The sequence below is a fragment of the Streptococcus infantis genome (genome assembly GCF_047460405.1).
Classification (GTDB): domain Bacteria; phylum Bacillota; class Bacilli; order Lactobacillales; family Streptococcaceae; genus Streptococcus; species Streptococcus infantis_Q.
The window spans coordinates 25,687-43,195 of sequence record NZ_JASHGH010000002.1 but is presented as its reverse complement, the minus strand read 5'-3'; the positions used below and the strand labels follow the sequence as shown (position 1 = coordinate 43,195).

At 40.0% G+C, this 17,509-nt stretch carries 18 protein-coding genes; 15 read left to right on the top strand and 3 right to left on the bottom strand.

Annotated features, from left to right (window positions below; all coding sequences use genetic code 11):
* The first annotated feature begins 146 nt into the window (after positions 1-146).
* Together QM928_RS01180 and QM928_RS01175 are read left to right on the top strand one after the other, a co-directional pair.
* Positions 147-1,346, top strand: coding sequence for an MFS transporter (locus QM928_RS01180; protein WP_414294316.1), 1,200 nt, complete (start codon positions 147-149; stop codon positions 1,344-1,346).
* Positions 1,347-1,413: 67 nt separating this feature from the next.
* Entirely contained in the window at positions 1,414-2,181 is a 768-nt protein-coding gene (locus QM928_RS01175) for an epoxyqueuosine reductase QueH (RefSeq protein WP_000567559.1), read from the top strand.
* A gap of 266 nt (positions 2,182-2,447) precedes the next feature.
* On the opposite strand, the gene QM928_RS01170 is transcribed toward QM928_RS01175, so the two are convergent.
* From QM928_RS01170 to QM928_RS01160, 3 genes are all read right to left on the bottom strand, one after another.
* Positions 2,448-2,981 carry a DUF402 domain-containing protein gene (locus tag QM928_RS01170; RefSeq protein WP_000775325.1) on the bottom strand — a complete coding sequence of 178 codons (534 nt, stop codon included), beginning with the start codon at positions 2,979-2,981 and terminating at the stop codon, positions 2,448-2,450.
* A gap of 88 nt (positions 2,982-3,069) precedes the next feature.
* Positions 3,070-3,846 carry a recombination regulator RecX gene (gene recX, locus QM928_RS01165; protein ID WP_414294317.1) on the bottom strand — a complete coding sequence of 259 codons (777 nt, stop codon included), beginning with the start codon at positions 3,844-3,846 and terminating at the stop codon, positions 3,070-3,072.
* A gap of 10 nt (positions 3,847-3,856) precedes the next feature.
* Complete coding sequence (locus QM928_RS01160; RefSeq protein ID WP_414294318.1) at positions 3,857-4,630, bottom strand: aminoglycoside 3'-phosphotransferase; 774 nt, start codon at positions 4,628-4,630, stop codon at positions 3,857-3,859.
* Between the two features lie 55 nt (positions 4,631-4,685).
* Between QM928_RS01160 and rlmD the strand changes: the two genes are divergently transcribed.
* From rlmD to whiA, 13 genes are all read left to right on the top strand, one after another.
* Complete coding sequence (gene rlmD, locus QM928_RS01155) at positions 4,686-6,053, top strand: 23S rRNA (uracil(1939)-C(5))-methyltransferase RlmD (protein ID WP_414294319.1); 1,368 nt, start codon at positions 4,686-4,688, stop codon at positions 6,051-6,053.
* Positions 6,054-6,170: 117 nt separating this feature from the next.
* Entirely contained in the window at positions 6,171-6,929 is a 759-nt protein-coding gene (gene tpiA / locus QM928_RS01150; protein ID WP_000087887.1) for a triose-phosphate isomerase, read from the top strand.
* Between the two features lie 230 nt (positions 6,930-7,159).
* The gene (locus QM928_RS01145) at positions 7,160-8,896 is read left to right on the top strand and encodes an ABC transporter ATP-binding protein (RefSeq protein WP_414294320.1); all 1,737 of its coding nucleotides are present in this window, start codon (positions 7,160-7,162) and stop codon (positions 8,894-8,896) included.
* 10 nt (positions 8,897-8,906) lie between these two features.
* Complete coding sequence (locus QM928_RS01140; protein ID WP_414294321.1) at positions 8,907-10,688, top strand: ABC transporter ATP-binding protein; 1,782 nt, start codon at positions 8,907-8,909, stop codon at positions 10,686-10,688.
* 149 nt (positions 10,689-10,837) lie between these two features.
* Positions 10,838-11,356 carry a Dps family protein gene (locus QM928_RS01135; protein ID WP_075232119.1) on the top strand — a complete coding sequence of 173 codons (519 nt, stop codon included), beginning with the start codon at positions 10,838-10,840 and terminating at the stop codon, positions 11,354-11,356.
* Between the two features lie 127 nt (positions 11,357-11,483).
* Positions 11,484-11,990 carry a dihydrofolate reductase gene (locus tag QM928_RS01130; RefSeq protein ID WP_414294322.1) on the top strand — a complete coding sequence of 169 codons (507 nt, stop codon included), beginning with the start codon at positions 11,484-11,486 and terminating at the stop codon, positions 11,988-11,990.
* On the top strand, positions 11,990-12,160 hold the full coding sequence (locus QM928_RS01125) for a hypothetical protein (protein ID WP_000442253.1): 171 nt from the start codon (positions 11,990-11,992) through the stop codon (positions 12,158-12,160). Before QM928_RS01130 ends, QM928_RS01125 begins: the two co-directional genes overlap by 1 nt.
* Positions 12,161-12,191: 31 nt before the next feature.
* Positions 12,192-13,424 carry an ATP-dependent Clp protease ATP-binding subunit ClpX gene (gene clpX / locus QM928_RS01120; protein ID WP_006145154.1) on the top strand — a complete coding sequence of 411 codons (1,233 nt, stop codon included), beginning with the start codon at positions 12,192-12,194 and terminating at the stop codon, positions 13,422-13,424.
* An 8-nt stretch (positions 13,425-13,432) separates the two neighbouring features.
* Entirely contained in the window at positions 13,433-14,020 is a 588-nt protein-coding gene (gene yihA / locus QM928_RS01115; RefSeq protein WP_049494688.1) for a ribosome biogenesis GTP-binding protein YihA/YsxC, read from the top strand.
* Between the two features lie 9 nt (positions 14,021-14,029).
* On the top strand, positions 14,030-14,410 hold the full coding sequence (locus QM928_RS01110; protein WP_311522701.1) for a RidA family protein: 381 nt from the start codon (positions 14,030-14,032) through the stop codon (positions 14,408-14,410).
* Between the two features lie 51 nt (positions 14,411-14,461).
* Positions 14,462-15,352 carry an RNase adapter RapZ gene (gene rapZ / locus QM928_RS01105; protein ID WP_414271266.1) on the top strand — a complete coding sequence of 297 codons (891 nt, stop codon included), beginning with the start codon at positions 14,462-14,464 and terminating at the stop codon, positions 15,350-15,352.
* Positions 15,349-16,326 carry a YvcK family protein gene (locus QM928_RS01100; RefSeq protein ID WP_414294323.1) on the top strand — a complete coding sequence of 326 codons (978 nt, stop codon included), beginning with the start codon at positions 15,349-15,351 and terminating at the stop codon, positions 16,324-16,326. The genes rapZ and QM928_RS01100 overlap by 4 nt, the downstream gene beginning before the upstream one ends.
* Positions 16,323-17,234, top strand: coding sequence for a DNA-binding protein WhiA (gene whiA / locus QM928_RS01095; RefSeq protein WP_414294324.1), 912 nt, complete (start codon positions 16,323-16,325; stop codon positions 17,232-17,234). The genes QM928_RS01100 and whiA overlap by 4 nt, the downstream gene beginning before the upstream one ends.
* Positions 17,235-17,509: the final 275 nt, after the last annotated feature.

Genomic DNA, 17,509 nt, shown 5'->3' with positions numbered 1-17,509 from the left:
CTCAAGTACAGCCTGCGGCTAGCTTCCTAGTTTGCTCTTTGATTTTCATTGAGTATTACTTTAAATGAAAGAGGTGGAGAAAATGTAGGCAAATCTAAGTAAGTCTTTTAGAAACAATCATATTACATATTGAAAGAGAGAAAACAATGTTTAAAAGAACTTACAAACGCAATATTCCACTCTTAGCAGGTCTGGAATTCACTTCTTATTTTGGAATTACCAGTTTTTGGATTTTATTTTTCATCCAAAATGGTCTATCCTTGCTTCAAATCGGCCTATTAGAGAGTATCTTTCATGGGACAAGTCTCTTGTGTGAAATCCCATCTGGTATGTTGGCCGATCGATTTAGTTACAAGACCAATCTCTATTTGGCTCGTTTGGCTAGTATTGTATCCTCTATCTTGATTTTGTTTGGTCAGGGGAATTTTTGGATTTATGCGATTGCCATGATGGTTAATGCTTGGTCCTACAATTTTGATTCGGGGACCAGTACCGCTTTCTTATATGATTCGGCGGTTGAAGCGGGTCAAAAGGACCGATATCTTCAGATTTCTAGCTTTTTGTCTGGTGTGGCAGAAGTCACCCGAACCCTAGGTACAGTTGTGGCAGGCTTCTTTATTCATGGAGCATTGGCTTGGACCTATCTGATTGCTATAGGATTTTCATTTCTTTCTATCATTTTGATTTATTTTATGAAAGAACCAATGGCTAAGAGAGAGAAAAATGAAGTCTTAACCTTTAAAATGATTGTCCAACAAGTTCGTAAAGAATGGCAGGAAAAACCAGTACTCTTTTACTGGATGCTGACTTATCAGCTAATAGGGACACTCATGTGTATGTTTTACTTTTATTATCAGCAGAAAATAAGTGACTTAGCAGGATGGCAGGTTTCACTGGTTATGCTTATTGGTAGTGGGTTAAATCTTATAGCTGTTTATGTAGCTAGTCAAATTGGTAAAAAATGGAATAGCAATCGAGTTTTTCCGACTCTTGTTGCACTAACGGGCTTGGCCTTGTTGTTGGTGTTTTCAGGAACCCCCTTTGCTTTTCTTCTTGTATATCTTTTAACTGATACACTTTATGCAGTTTATCAGCCTATCTATTTCAATGACTTACAAGGTTATTTACCTTCCAGTGTAAGAGCAACTATGCTTAGTATTAATTCCATGCTCTTTAGTCTTTCTATGATTGTCATTTTCCCATTGACAGGTTGGTTGATTGATCGTTGGGGTCTTGTAGCTGTCTTTTTAGTTCTAGGCCTTATCTTGCTTTTAATTTATCCTATATTAATAATCAGTCTAAAAAGGATGGGCAAGCTATTAAATCAGGACTTAAAAACTGAATAAAGCACGAAACCCTATTTGCCCAAAGTATCATCCTGTGGTACAATAGCAAGAGGAAAAGGAGAAGAGTATGATCGATGTAGAAGAAATTCTAAGTAAGATGAATCCCAATCAAAAGATCAACTATGACCGAGTCATGCAAAAGATGGTTCAAGTTTGGGAAAAAAATGAAGAAAGACCAACCATTCTCATGCACGTCTGTTGTGCTCCTTGTAGCACCTATACTTTAGAGTATTTGACCAAGTATGCAGATGTAACTATTTATTTTGCTAATTCAAATATCCATCCTAAAGCTGAGTATCACAAGCGTGCCTATGTGACAAAAAAGTTTGTTAGTGATTTCAATGAACGAACTGGCAACAAGGTTCAATATCTAGAAGCACCCTATGAACCCAACGAATACCGTCAGCTGGTCAGAGGTTTGGAAGAAGAACCTGAAGGTGGCGATCGTTGCAAGGTTTGTTTTGACTATCGTTTGGATAAGACAGCGCAGGTAGCTATGGACTTAGGATTTGACTACTTCGGTTCAGCTCTAACCATCAGTCCTCACAAAAATTCGCAAACCATCAATAGTATCGGGATTGATGTGCAGAAAATCTATACAACTCATTATCTTCCGAGCGACTTTAAGAAAAATCAAGGCTATAAACGTTCAGTGGAGATGTGTGAAGAGTATGACATCTATCGACAATGTTACTGTGGCTGTGTCTATGCCGCTCAAGCACAGAATATTGACTTGGTACAGGTCAAGAAGGATGCAACCGCCTTTATGGTAGATAAGGATATCGAAAAAGACTATTCGCATATCAAATTCACTGTTACGAAGTTAGATATTTAAAGGGAAACCTGCCTAATGTGGCAGGTTTTTTGCTAGGAAAATGTGATGGAGAGAAATCGATGGACCAATCTATGAATTCCTAGTCCATGACTCGAGAGACTTCAATAAATTAGTTGAGACTTAAGATTTGTGGATAAAAATGAAGTTTTGCTCAAAGGAGCTTTTTGAATTTAGAAGGCTGATAAACAGTCCAATTAGTCGCTACTCAAAGGCTTGTTGAAAATCAAAAAACGAGGTCAGGATTTTAATCCTGACCTCTGACAACTTTACCGATTCTTTAGTTCTACGTAGCGTTTGTACCAAATGTTGACATAGGCTTCTGAGAAAGGACCTCGCTCATTGTTAATCCAATCAACAAGAATCTTAACATGCTCTTTCAGAATATAGTCTAGATCAGAAGAATACTTCATTTTTCGCTTATGTCGTTCATACTCCTCAACGTCCAAGAGGCGTTTTTCACCATCTGTAAAAACTTTAACATCCAAATCATAGTCAATGTATTTTAAAGCTTCTTCATCCAGATAGTAAGGACTTGCCATATTGCAGTAGTAGGAGATACCATTTTCACGAATCATAGCGATAATATTAAACCAATATTTCTTGTGAAAGTAAACAATAGCCGGTTCTCGAGTCACCCAACGACGACCGTCACTTTCGGTAACAAGTGTGTGGTCGTTGACGCCGATAATAGCGTTCTCTGTTGTTTTTAGTACCATGGTGTCTCGCCAAGTACGGTGAAGACTCCCATCATGCTTATAACTTTGAATTGTAATAAAGTCGCCTTCTTTTGGAAGTTTCATAACTAACCAACTTTCTACAATTTATAAGTTTATCGTTTACTATTGTATCACATTTTTGTTTAAAGTTCTTAGTTTTTTCATGAAAAAATTAAAGATATTCTCTGAGAGCGCTAGCTATATCCGAAAAATCATAACCTTTTCTAGCTAAAACTTGGGTCAAACGTTGTTTCAGTTCGTATCCTTCATACTTTCGTGAGTATTTTGGGTATTGCTTATCTAACTCTTTAAAAATAAGTTCCTGAACGGTACCTTCTTCGACCTGGCTGTCCAATTGGTCAAAGGCTGTTTTGGCTTCTGTGTAGGAAAATCCTTTATTGGTTAGGCCTTGGATAATCTTATCCTGTAGAGCACGGGCAGGTAATTTCCCCTGGTATTTTTTCAATAGTTTTTCAGCTGTGCGCTCTGCGACTTCCGTCATATCAAATTCTTGTAAGACTTCTTGGATAATGGATTTGGCAACCCCTTTTTGAGAAATCTTCTGCATCAGCATATAGCTTCCCTTATCTCCTGAAAGCTGATTGGAATTGATGATAGCTTGAGCATATTGGCGATCATTGATCCAATTATCATCTTTTAAAGACTGGATAACTTTGGAGATGATGTTCTCATCAATTTCATGTTTGGCAAGATAATCTCTAACTTCTTTTTCAGTACGGGCCTTGAATGATAAGTAGTAGAGAGCTAGATTTTTACTGTAGGAAAATTGTGCAAAGGATTTAATCTCAGTTAGTTCTTCAGCTGAGATCTCTTTCCCTTTTGTCAACATAAAGCGAACAATGGTATCCTCTGTAATGTAGCAGGAATTGTCGCTATCAAGCTCGAGCAGATAGAGTCGTTTTTTCTTTTCAAGTTTTGTGATTTTCATGGTTTACCTCTTATCCAAATGCTTCGAAGGCAGCAACGAGTCGAAGTTTGTTGCTATCAACCAGTTCCCTCCCGTAATAGTCGAGAAATAGTTCAGCATATTTGGGATCTTTTAAGTTGTAATTGAGGGACCAAATAGCCCAAAAGAGATCGATATGCCGATCACTGAAATCAGCCAAACCAAGATCAATAAAGCAAGAGAAATGGCTAGCATCTTTGAGAATAAAGTTTGGTAGACAGGCGTCCCCGTGAATAAAGGCATCTGTACTTAAAAGGTGTCCTTGTTCTTGGATGAGTTGGAAGGCCTCTTCGCGACTGCTAATCTGGAATTGGGGTAGGAGCGCCTTGGCATAGAACTCCCCTTTTTCATAGTTTTTAAAGGCTCTGTCTTTATAGGTCTGTAAATGATTTTCTGATGGAAAATTGTGTGGGTTTAAGCTGTGAAGCTTTTTAAGAGCCTCTGCCATTGTTCGGCAGATTTTTTCTGGCTGATCTAAAAAAGCGAGAGCATCATGACCAATAGCCTCTTTAGTCAGGAGGTAGTCTTTATCTTTAGATAGATATTCGATAACTGGAGTTCCCAGTCCTTTGGTTTCAAACCACCTTGCAATGCTAGCTTCTCGCTCTAATCTTCCCTTTTGATCTTTTTTTAAATAGTAACCTGAGTCAAGATAAAGGACCCTTGCGCCTGAATGAGAAGAGCTGTCAGAAAGGCTTGTCCCCTCTATATAAGTTCGTAATTGCTCAGGAAAATCCAATGAGGAAAAAGATATCTTTGTATTCATGTTTTTATTGTAACATATTCTTAACCATTGAGAAACTACGTGGTATAATAGACTTATGAATCTAAAAGTCAAACAAAAAATTCCATTAAAAATCAAGCGCATGGGGATTAACGGGGAAGGAATTGGTTTTTTCCAGAAAACCCTCGTTTTTGTTCCAGGTGCCCTCAAGGGAGAAGATATCTATTGTCAGGTAACTTCTGTTAAGCGTAACTATGTTGAGGCCAAACTGCTTGAGGTCAATAAAAAATCTAAGTTTCGAGTGGTTCCAGACTGTACCATTTATAATGAGTGTGGAGGCTGTCAAATCATGCACCTGCACTATGACAAGCAGCTGGAGTTCAAGACAGATCTCCTTCATCAAGCTCTGAAAAAGTTTGCTCCTGCTGGCTACGAAAACTATGAAATTAGACCAACCATTGGTATGCAGGAGCCTAAGTATTATCGGGCTAAACTGCAATTCCAAACTCGAAAATTTAAGGGCCAAGTCAAGGCGGGATTATATGCTCAAAATTCCCATTATTTGGTTGAGTTAAAAGACTGTCTGGTTCAAGACAAGGAGACGCAGATTATTGCCAATCGCATTGCTGAACTCTTGACCTATCATCAAATTCCGATTACAGATGAACGGAAAATTCTTGGGGTTCGGACCATCATGGTTCGTCGAGCACGGAAAACTGGGCAGGTTCAAATCATTATCGTCACTAATCGCCAATTGAATCTGACTCTCTTAGTTCAAGACCTAGTCAAGGATTTTCCAGAAGTGGTGACAGTTGCAGTCAATACCAATACTGCAAAAACCAGTGAGATTTATGGAGACAAGACCGAGATTATTTGGGGGCAGGATAGTATACGCGAAGGTGTTCTAGACTATGAATTTTCTCTTTCACCACGAGCTTTTTACCAGCTCAATCCTGAACAGACAGAAGTCCTCTACAGTGAAGCCGTTAAGGCCTTGGACGTAAATGAGAATGACCATCTGATTGATGCCTATTGTGGTGTTGGGACCATTGGTTTTGCCTTTGCCAAAAAAGTCAAAAGCTTGAGAGGGATGGATATTATTCCAGAAGCTATTGAGGATGCCAAAGAAAATGCTAAGCGCATGGGTTATACCAATACTCACTATGAAGTAGGAACTGCAGAAGAAATCATCCCTCGTTGGTACAAGGAAGGCTACCGTGCAGATGCCTTGATTGTGGACCCGCCACGTACAGGTTTAGATGATAAGCTCTTGGATACCATTGTCAAGTATGCTCCTGAAAAGATGGTCTATGTTTCCTGCAATGTGTCTACCTTGGCGCGTGATTTAGTCCGTCTAGTAGAGGTCTATGATCTACACTATATCCAGTCTGTTGATATGTTTCCACACACGGCTAGAACAGAAGCAGTGGTCAAATTAACCAGGAGAAAGCCAACTTCTAGATAAAAACGGCAACTGGAAAGTTTTTGAAAAGAAGACTTCTAGTTACAGAGTAAGATTTGCAAGCTATCTTTAAATATGATAAAATAAGTAGAAAATAAAATGAAAAAAGAGGTATGTGAAATGTCACGTAAACCATTTATTGCCGGTAACTGGAAAATGAACAAAAACCCAGAAGAAGCAAAAGCATTTGTTGAAGCTGTAGCATCAAAACTTCCTTCAGCAGACCTTGTTGAAGCAGGTATCGCAGCTCCAGCTCTTGATTTAACAACTGTTCTTGCTGCTGCTAAAGGTTCAAACCTTAAAGTTGCTGCTCAAAACTGCTACTTTGAAAATGCTGGTGCTTTCACTGGTGAAACTAGTCCACAAGTTTTGAAAGAAATCGGTACTGACTACGTTGTTATCGGTCACTCAGAACGTCGTGACTACTTCCACGAAACAGACGAAGACATCAACAAAAAAGCAAAAGCAATCTTTGCGAACGGTATGCTTCCAATCATCTGTTGTGGTGAGTCTCTTGAAACTTACGAAGCAGGAAAAGCTGCTGAATTCGTAGGTGCTCAAGTTTCAGCTGCTCTTGCAGGATTGACTGCAGAACAAGTAGCTTCAACAGTTATCGCATACGAGCCAATCTGGGCTATCGGTACTGGTAAATCAGCTTCACAAGACGATGCACAAAAAATGTGTAAAGTTGTTCGTGACGTTGTAGCTGCTGACTTCGGTCAAGAAGTAGCTGACAAAGTACGTGTTCAATACGGTGGTTCAGTTAAACCTGAAAACGTTGCTGAATACATGGCTTGTCCAGACGTTGACGGAGCTCTTGTTGGTGGTGCATCACTTGACCCAGAAAGCTTCTTGGCATTGCTTGACTTTGTAAAATAAGCCTTAAATATCTGAGACAGACAGTTCCCCCTCTCGAGGTTTTGGCTGCCTGTCTTCTTTTTAGTAAAATGGCGTGCGAAAGCACGCTCTTTTCTGCATTTTATACTCAATGAAAATCAAAGAGCAAACTAGGAAGCGAGCCGCAGGCTGTACTTGAGTACGGCAAGATGAAGCTGACGTGGTTTGAATTTGATTTTTGAAGAGTATTAGAAGAAAAAGAAAGGAGAATCATGCTGTATATTTGGTCTTATCTCAAACGTTATCCCAAGTGGTTAGTGTTAGACTTTCTCGGAGCTATTTTCTTTGTCATTGTCAATCTAGGTCTACCGACTGTTCTTGCTCGTATGATTGACCAGGGGATTAATCAAGGTAATGAAGAAAAGCTCTATTTTTGGGCTATCGTCATGTTGGTTATTATCGTCTTAGGAACATTTGGGCGGGTTGTTCTATCCTATGCTGCTAGTAAATTGACCACGAATATGGTTAAGGACATGCGGGATGATGTCTATTCTAAGCTGCAAGAGTATTCTCATCACGAATATGAACAAATTGGTGTATCTTCACTAGTCACTCGTATTACCAGTGATGCCTTTGTCCTCATGCAGTTTGCGGAACAAACGCTTAAGTTGGGTGTTATCACACCCATGATGATGCTATCAAGTATTCTCATGATTTTCTTGACCAGTCCTTCACTAGCTTGGATTGTGGCTTTTTCTGTTCCTTTCCTAGCTGTAGTAGTCCTTTATGTGGCGGTGAAAACGCGTCCCTTATCTGAAAAACAACAGAAAACACTGGACAAGATAAACCAATATGTCCGTGAAAATTTGATGGGCTTGCGAGTGATTCGTGCCTTTGCTCGTGAAGACTTCCAAGAAAACCGTTTCGAGGAGAAAAATTCAATCTATGCAGATAATTCAAATCGTTTGTTCAAATTGACTGGTTTGACAGAGCCGCTTTTTGTGCAAATCATTATTGCCATGATTGTAGCTATCGTTTGGTTTGCTCTAGATCCTCTCAAGCAAGGAAGTTTGCAGATTGGGGATTTGGTAGCCTTCATCGAGTATAGTTTCCACGCCCTCTTGTCTTTCCTTTTCTTGTCAAACCTTTTTACCATGTACCCTAGAACGGCCGTATCCAGTGAACGCTTGAAGGAAATCATGGATATGCCTATTTCCATTGATCCAAATGAGGGCGGAATTCAAGAAACAGAAACACATGGTTACTTAGAATTTGATAATGTGACCTTTGCTTATCCTGGGGAAACGGAAAGCCCTGTTTTGCATAACATTACCTTTACTGCTAAACCGGGAGAAACTATTGCTTTTATCGGTTCAACTGGGTCAGGTAAGTCTACTCTGGTTCAGTTAATTCCTCGTTTTTATGATGTTACACTTGGGAAAATCAAGGTCGATGGTGTTGATGTCCGGGATTACCGTCTCAAATCACTCCGCCAGAAAATTGGATTTATTCCACAAAAAGCCTTGCTCTTTACAGGGACTATCGCAGATAATCTCCGTTACGGGAAAGAAGATGCCAGTCATGAGGACTTGCACCAAGCAGCTGATGTAGCCCAAGCCAAAGACTTTATCGAAAGTCGAGAAGAAGGTTTTGCAACTCATCTGGCTGAAGGGGGAAGCAATCTATCAGGTGGTCAAAAGCAACGCTTGTCGATTGCCCGCGCAGTCATCAAGGGTCCAGATATCTATATCTTTGATGATTCCTTCTCAGCCTTGGACTACCGTACAGATGCTATCTTGCGCCGTCGTCTCAAGGAAGTGACTCAAGATGCTACAGTATTGATTGTTGCGCAACGTGTTGGAACTATCATGGATGCTGACCAGATTATCGTCCTTGATAAAGGCGAAATCGTTGGTCGTGGCCGTCATGAAGAATTGATGGTAACCAATGACATCTATCGAGAAATTGCTGAATCGCAGTTGAAAAATGCATCTCTGACAGAAGAATAGGAGGTAAAGGATGAAACAACAATCTAGTCTAGCTCGTCTATGGAGCTATTTAAAAGCCTACCGTTTCTCTGTTTTCTTTGCAGTCTTTTTGAAAATAGTCAGCGTCATTATGAGTGTTATCGAGCCTTTTGTATTGGGGCTTGCTATCACTGAGTTAACCAGCAACCTCCTTGCCATGGCAAATGGTGTTGCAGGATCAGGTATTAATACCAGCTATATCGCAGTAATTCTAGTGATTTATCTCTTGCGTGGTCTTTTCTATGAGTTGGGTTCTTATTACTCGAATTACTTTATGACCAATGCAGTGCAGTCCATGATACAGGATTTGCGAAATGAAATGAGCGAAAAAATCAACCGCATCCCTGTGTCCTACTTTGATAAGCACCAGTTTGGGGATTTGCTGGGACGTTTTACTAGTGATGTAGAGACCGTATCTAATGCACTCCAACAATCTTTCTTGCAGATTGTCAACGCAGTCTTTACCATTCTTTTTGTTATGGGAATGGTCCTCTATCTAAATCTTCAGTTGGCTATCATTGTTATCTTGTCGATTCCAGTGACTTATTTTGGCGCTAAAACGATTCTGAATCGTTCGCAGCCGTACTTTAAACAGCAGGCAGCTATATTGGGACGAATGAATGGATTTGTACAGGAAAACTTGACAGGTTTTAATGTTTTAAAACTTTTCGGACGCGAAGAAAACTCTCAAGAGAGATTTGAAAAGATTACGGATGAATTGCAACAAGTCGGATTTAAGGCGAGCTTTATTTCAGGATTGATAATGCCTGCCCTTCATATCGTGTCTGATTTAACCTATCTGATTGTTGCAGTATTAGGTGGATTGCAGGTTATTGCAGGGCGCTTGACGATTGGTAATATGCAAGCTTTCGTTCAGTATGTGTGGCAGGTCAGTCAACCTATCCAAAACATTACTCAGTTAGCTGGGCAAATGCAAAGTGCTAAGTCTTCGCTTGATCGTGTCTTTGAAGTTTTAGATGAACAGGAAGAAGTTCAAACTGCTGAAGTAAAAGAACTAGCACCATTGACAGGTCAAGTTAGTTTCAAAAACGTTGATTTCCAATATGTGGAAAACAAACCATTGATTCGTAATTTCAACTTAGATGTTGAACCTGGAGAGATGGTAGCCATCGTTGGACCTACTGGGGCAGGTAAAACAACATTAATTAACCTGCTCATGCGTTTTTATGATGTGACCGCAGGTGCTATTTTAGTGGATGGTCAAGATATTCGAGACTTGTCTCGTCAGGACTACCGTCGTCAGTTCGGGATGGTCCTACAAGACGCCTGGCTCTATGAAGGTAGTATCAAGGAAAATCTTCGTTTTGGGAATCTTGAGGCAACAGATGAAGAAATCGTTGAAGCTGCTAAGGCTGCCAATGTTGACCACTTTATCCGTACTCTTCCTGGTGGTTACAACATGGAGATGAACCAAGAGTCAAGTAATATTTCTCTTGGTCAGAAGCAGTTGTTAACTATCGCGCGTGCTCTCTTGGCTGATCCAAAAATTCTAATCCTTGACGAAGCGACCTCATCAGTCGATACGCGTCTAGAACTCTTGATTCAAAAGGCCATGAAGCGTTTGATGAAAGGGAGAACAAGCTTTGTTATCGCCCATAGACTTTCGACTATTCAGGAAGCGGACAAGATTTTGGTGCTGAAAGATGGACAGATTATCGAACAAGGAAATCATGAAAGTCTCTTAGCTGCAAAAGGTTTCTATTATGACCTTTACCAAAGTCAATTTTCTAGTAAAAACAGTGAAAATAGCTAGGATAAATAGCCACTCATTTTCTTAAATTATCAGTCAATTAGAACTTTTTTAATATGGGTTAATTTTCTTGCGTTTGTCTACTAGATGTAGTATACTGAGATAGTAATCAATAAATATGGTTGCAAAAATAATATTATGAGGTGAGAAAGATGGTAGAATTGAAAAAAGAAGCAGTAAAAGACGTAGCAACATTATCTAAACCAGCGGCAGAAGCGCTAGTAAATACAAAGGAAGTTTTGAATCAAGCAGTAGCTGACTTGTATGTAGCACATATCGCTCTTCATCAAGTACACTGGTACATGCGTGGACGTGGATTCATGGTATGGCATCCTAAGATGGATGAATACATGGATAGCCTTGATGGTTACCTAGATGAAATCAGCGAACGCTTGATTACACTTGGTGGAAAACCATACTCTACTTTGACAGAATTCCTTCAACACAGTGAAATCGAGGAAGAAGTTGGAGAATTCCGTAATGTAGAAGAAAGTTTGGAACGTGTTCTTGAAATTTATCGTTACCTCATCACTCTTTTCCAAAAAGCTTTGGATGTAACAGATGAAGAAGGTGATGATGTAACCAATGATATCTTCGTTGGTGCTAAGGCAGACCTTGAAAAAACAGTCTGGATGCTTGCAGCAGAATTAGGACAAGCACCTGGTTTGTAAGATACTCTATTTTGTCAAAAATCCGTAGAAAGTTTCTACGGATTTTTTCTATTCAGGAGGGCATTCCAAAACAGTCTTTTTTGAAGATTTTTGATAAAATAGAACTATCAATGAAAAGGATGAAAGCATGACAAAGAAAATCGTAGCCATTTGGGCTCAAGATGAAAAGGGTGTGATCGGAAAAGAGGATCGCTTGCCATGGCATTTGCCAGCAGAGTTAAAACATTTCAAAGAAACAACCTTGAATCATGCCATTTTAATGGGACGTGTAACCTTTGATGGAATGGGGCGACGATTGCTTCCAGGACGTGAGACCCTAATTTTGACGCGCAATCCCGAAGAGTCAATTGAGGGGGCTCTGGTTTTCCAAAATGTTGAGCAGGTTTTAGACTGGTATCATCATCAGGATAAGAATCTCTATATCATTGGTGGCAAGCAGATTTTTCAGCTTTTTGAACCTTATCTCGATGAGATTATTGTGACACAAATTCATGCTCAAGTTGAAGGGGATACCTATTTCCCAGAAGATTTTGACTTGACTACTTTTGAGACTCTTGCAAGCAAATCTTATACTAGAGATGAGAAAAATGCCTATGATTTCACTATCGAATATAGAAAGAGAAAGGAAGTCTAATGGAGCGCAGTATTTTTGGATTTTTCACAGCTCTTTTGTGTGCTGTCTGTTTTGTAGCTGGAACACACGCTTTTCGTAAAAAGCGCTTTGGACTTGCTACTCTACTTTGGCTTAATGCCTTTACAAACTTGGTGAATAGCATTCATGCTTTTTATATGACCTTATTTTAGATAGAAAAATCATTTAGAACGGAAGGGAATCATGCCTACAAATAGGAAAAATGATATGATGGTTTATTGCTCATTTTGTGGCAAAAGCCAAGAAGAAGTTAAAAAAATAATCGCTGGGAACAACGCCTTTATCTGTAATGAGTGTGTGGAGTTAGCCCAGGAAATCATTCGTGAGGAGTTGGCAGAGGAAGTCCTAGCAGACTTGTCTGAAGTACCAAAACCAATCGAACTCCTAAACATCTTGAACCACTATGTGATCGGTCAAGATCGTGCCAAACGTGCCTTGGCAGTGGCTGTATATAACCACTACAAACGCATCAATTTCCATGACACTCGTGAAGAGTCAGAAGATGTGGATTTGCAAAAATCAAACATTTTGATGATTGGCCCAACTGGTTCAGGGAAGACTTTCCTTGCTCAAACACTTGCTAGAAGTTTGAATGTACCATTTGCCATTGCAGATGCAACAGCTCTTACTGAGGCTGGTTATGTAGGTGAGGACGTGGAAAATATCCTCCTCAAACTCTTGCAGGCAGCTGACTTCAACATCGAACGTGCAGAGCGTGGAATTATCTACGTCGATGAGATTGATAAGATTGCTAAGAAGAGCGAAAATGTTTCCATCACACGTGATGTTTCTGGTGAAGGTGTGCAACAAGCCCTCCTTAAGATTATCGAAGGTACAGTAGCAAGTGTTCCTCCACAAGGTGGACGCAAACATCCACAACAAGAAATGATCCAAGTAGATACCAAGAATATCCTCTTCATCGTGGGTGGTGCCTTTGATGGAATCGAAGAAATTGTCAAACAGCGTCTTGGTGAAAAAGTCATCGGTTTCGGACAAAATAACAAGGCTATTGATGAAAACAGCTCATACATGCAAGAAATCATTGCAGAAGATATTCAAAAATTCGGTATTATTCCTGAATTAATTGGACGCTTGCCTGTCTTTGCAGCCTTGGAGCAGTTGACAGTAGATGACTTGGTTCGCATTTTGAAAGAGCCAAGAAATGCCTTGGTTAAACAATACCAGACCTTGCTTTCATATGACGATGTTGAGCTTGAATTTGACGATGAGGCTCTCCAAGAGATTGCTAACAAAGCTATTGAACGTAAGACTGGTGCGCGTGGGCTTCGCTCAATCATCGAAGAAACCATGCTAGATGTTATGTTTGAAGTTCCAAGTCAAGAAAATGTGAAAACAGTTCGTATCACAAAAGAAGCAGTTGATGGAACAGCTAAGCCAATCCTAGAGACAGCCTAGAGGTGACTATGGAAATCAATACACACAATGCTGAGATTTTGCTGAGTGCAGCTAACAAATCTCACTATCCACAGGATGAACTTCCAGAAATTGCGCTCGCAGGTCGCTCAAATGTTGGGAAATCAAGCTTTATCAACACTATGCTTAACCGTAAGAACCTAGCTCGGACATCAGGGAAACCTGGTAAAACTCAGTTGCTGAACTTTTTTAACATTGATGATAAGATGCGTTTTGTAGATGTACCTGGTTACGGTTATGCCCGTGTGTCCAAAAAGGAACGCGAAAAATGGGGACGCATGATTGAGGAGTACTTAACCACTCGTGAAAATCTTCGAGCAGTTGTCAGTCTCGTTGACCTTCGCCATGATCCGTCAGCAGATGATGTACAGATGTACGAATTTCTTAAATATTATGAGATTCCTGTCATCATTGTGGCGACCAAGGCAGACAAGATTCCGCGTGGGAAATGGAACAAGCACGAATCAGCCATTAAAAAGAAATTAAACTTTGATCCAAGTGATGATTTTATCCTCTTTTCATCCGTAACAAAAGCAGGAATGGATCAAGCTTGGGATGCTATTTTAGAAAAATTGTGAGGAATATATATGGCAAAAACAATTCATACAGACAAGGCTCCAAAGGCAATCGGACCTTATGTTCAAGGAAAAATCGTTGGGAACCTTTTGTTTGCTAGCGGTCAAGTTCCTTTATCTCCTGAAACTGGAGAAATCATAGGAGAAACGATTCAAGAACAGACCGAACAAGTCTTGAAAAACATTGGAGCTATTTTGGCAGAAGCAGGCACAGATTTTGACCACGTTGTTAAAACAACTTGTTTCTTGAGTGATATGAACGACTTTGTACCTTTCAATGAGGTATACCAAACAGCCTTTAATAAGGAATTTCCAGCTCGTTCAGCTGTAGAAGTAGCTCGTCTTCCTCGCGATGTAAAAGTCGAAATTGAAGTCATCGCTGAGATTGGATAAGCGAGTTGAAGTTTGGTTCTTCCAAACTTCTTTTGATATAAGGAGACTATGATGACAATGAAACAACTTCACCTGGTGATTGTAACAGGGATGAGTGGTGCAGGGAAAACTGTAGCCATTCAATCCTTTGAGGATTTAGGATATTTTACCATTGATAATATGCCACCAGCTCTATTGCCAAAGTTTTTGCAGTTGGTAGAGACCAAGGATGACGACCACAAGTTAGCCCTAGTGGTGGATATGCGAAGTCGCTCTTTCTTCTCAGAGATTCAGGCTGTCTTGGACGAATTGGAAAACCAAGATGATTTGGACTTCAAGATTCTCTTTTTGGATGCTGCTGATAAGGAATTGGTGGCACGCTATAAGGAAACTAGAAGAAGTCACCCTCTGGCAGCAGATGGTCGTATCTTGGACGGGATCAAGTTGGAACGCGAACTCTTGGCTCCCTTAAAAAACATGAGTCAAAATGTAGTAGACACAACAGAGTTAACTCCCCGTGAACTTCGTAAGACGATTGCAGAGCAATTTTCAGATCAAGAACAGGCTCAGTCCTTCCGTATTGAGGTTATGTCTTTCGGGTTTAAATACGGCATTCCAATTGATGCTGACTTAGTGTTTGATGTCCGCTTTTTGCCAAATCCCTACTACCAACCAGAACTTCGTAATCAAACAGGTGAAGACCAGGCCGTTTACGACTATGTCATGAAACATGAGGAATCTGAAGATTTCTACCGTCATTTGTTAGCCTTGGTTGAACCAATTCTACCAGGCTATAAAAAAGAAGGAAAATCAGTCTTAACTATTGCGATTGGTTGTACTGGTGGACAACACCGAAGTGTTGCATTTGCCAAACGCTTAGCCAATGATTTGTCTAAGAATTGGTCTGTAAATGAAAGTCATCGTGATAAAGACCGAAGAAAGGAAACGGTAAACCGTTCATGAGAAAACCAAAAATTACGGTGATTGGTGGGGGAACTGGAATCCCCGTTATCTTAAAAAGTTTAAGGGAAAAGGATGTCGAGATCGCAGCGATTGTAACTGTTGCTGATGATGGAGGTTCTTCAGGTGAACTTCGTAAAAACATTCAACAGTTAACACCACCAGGTGATTTGCGTAATGTCCTTGTAGCCATGTCAGATATGCCAAAATTCTATGAAAAGGTCTTTCAATACCGTTTTTCAGAGGATGCAGGTGCTTTTGCTGGTCATCCATTAGGAAACATTATCATAGCTGGATTATCTGAAATGCAGGGTTCGACCTATAATGCCATGCAATTGCTGAGTAAATTCTTCCATACTACAGGGAAGATTTTCCCATCAAGTGACCATCCTTTGACACTCCATGCTGTCTTTAAAGATGGGACAGAGGTAGCTGGCGAGAGTCACATTGCTGATCATCCAGGCATGATTGATCATGTTTACGTCACTAATACGCTTGATGATGAGAAACCTGAAGCTAGCCGCCGGGTGGTTAACACTATTCTCGAAAGTGATATGATTGTCTTGGGACCAGGTTCACTCTTTACTTCGATTTTGCCTAATATTGTTATTGAAGAAATTGGTCAGGCGCTTCTGGAAACCAAGGCTGAAATTGCCTATGTCTGCAACATCATGACCCAGCGTGGAGAGACCGAGCATTTCACAGATAGTGATCACGTAGAAGTCCTGCATCGTCATTTGGGCCGTCCATTTATCGATACTGTCCTTGTTAATATCGAAAAGGTTCCGAGGGACTATATGGATACCAACCGTTTTGATGAATATTTGGTGCAGGTTGAGCATGATTTTGAAGGTTTGCGTAAGCAAGTCCCACGTGTCATTTCATCCAACTTTCTACGCTTGGAAAATGGAGGAGCCTTTCACGATGGTGATTTAATCGTAGATGAGCTCATGCGGATCATACAGGTGAGAAAATGAGTTTTACAGTAGCAGTAAAAGAAGAAATTTTGGGTCAGCACCATCTGAGTCGCCACGAACTATCTGCCATTATTAAGATGTCTGGTAGTATTGGTTTATCGAATTCTGGGTTGACCTTGTCCGTCATTACAGAAAATGCTAAGTTGGCTCGTCATCTCTATGAATCTTTTTTGCACTTCTATGAGATTAAATCAGAAATTCGTCACCATCAGAGGAGTAATCTTCGTAAAAATCGCGTCTATACTGTTTTTACGGATGAGCGAGTTCAAGAACTACTGAGTGATTTGCACTTGGCAGACTCCTTCTTTGGAATAGAGACAGGTATTGCACCTGAAATTCTAGCAGATGAGGAAGCAGGTCGTGCCTATCTCTGTGGAGCCTTTTTGGCAAACGGAAGTATTCGGGATCCAGACTCTGGTAAATATCAGCTTGAGATCAGCTCAGTCTATCTGGACCATGCCCAAGGGATTGCGGCGCTTCTTCAGCATTTCTTGTTGGATGCCAAGGTGATTGAACGAAAAAAAGGTGCAGTGACCTATCTTCAGCGTGCTGAGGATATCATGGACTTTCTCATAGTTATTGGAGCTATGCAGGCACGTGATACTTTTGAAGGTGTCAAGATTCTCCGAGAAACTCGAAATGACCTCAATCGTGCCAATAATGCAGAGACGGCAAATATTGCTCGTACGGTTTCAGCGAGTATGAAAACCATTAATAATATCAGTAAAATCAAAGATAGAATTGGCTTGGATAATCTGCCAGCAGATTTGCAGGAAGTTGCCCGTCTGCGTATTCAGCATCCAGACTATTCTATTCAAAAGTTGGCAGATAGTCTGACAAATCCCTTAACTAAAAGTGGTGTCAATCATCGCCTGAGAAAGATCAACAAAATCGCAGAGGAACTGTAAAATATAATATATTGATGTTCAAAAAAGATATATCGAGATAGATGTTTGAAAAATTTTTAAAATAACCTCAAATCCTAAAAATTCTACTGAAGTTTCATTCAGTGGAATTTTCATTTTCAGAGGATTCGTTGTTTTAATAGATTAAGGTTCTAGATAGAATACTAAAAATTTCAAATTTTTATTTTTAATCTTCATTAAATTGCGTATTTATAGTTTATTTTTTAGATCAATAAAAGTTATGTATTTTCTTTATAAAATCTTTAAATTTATATTTT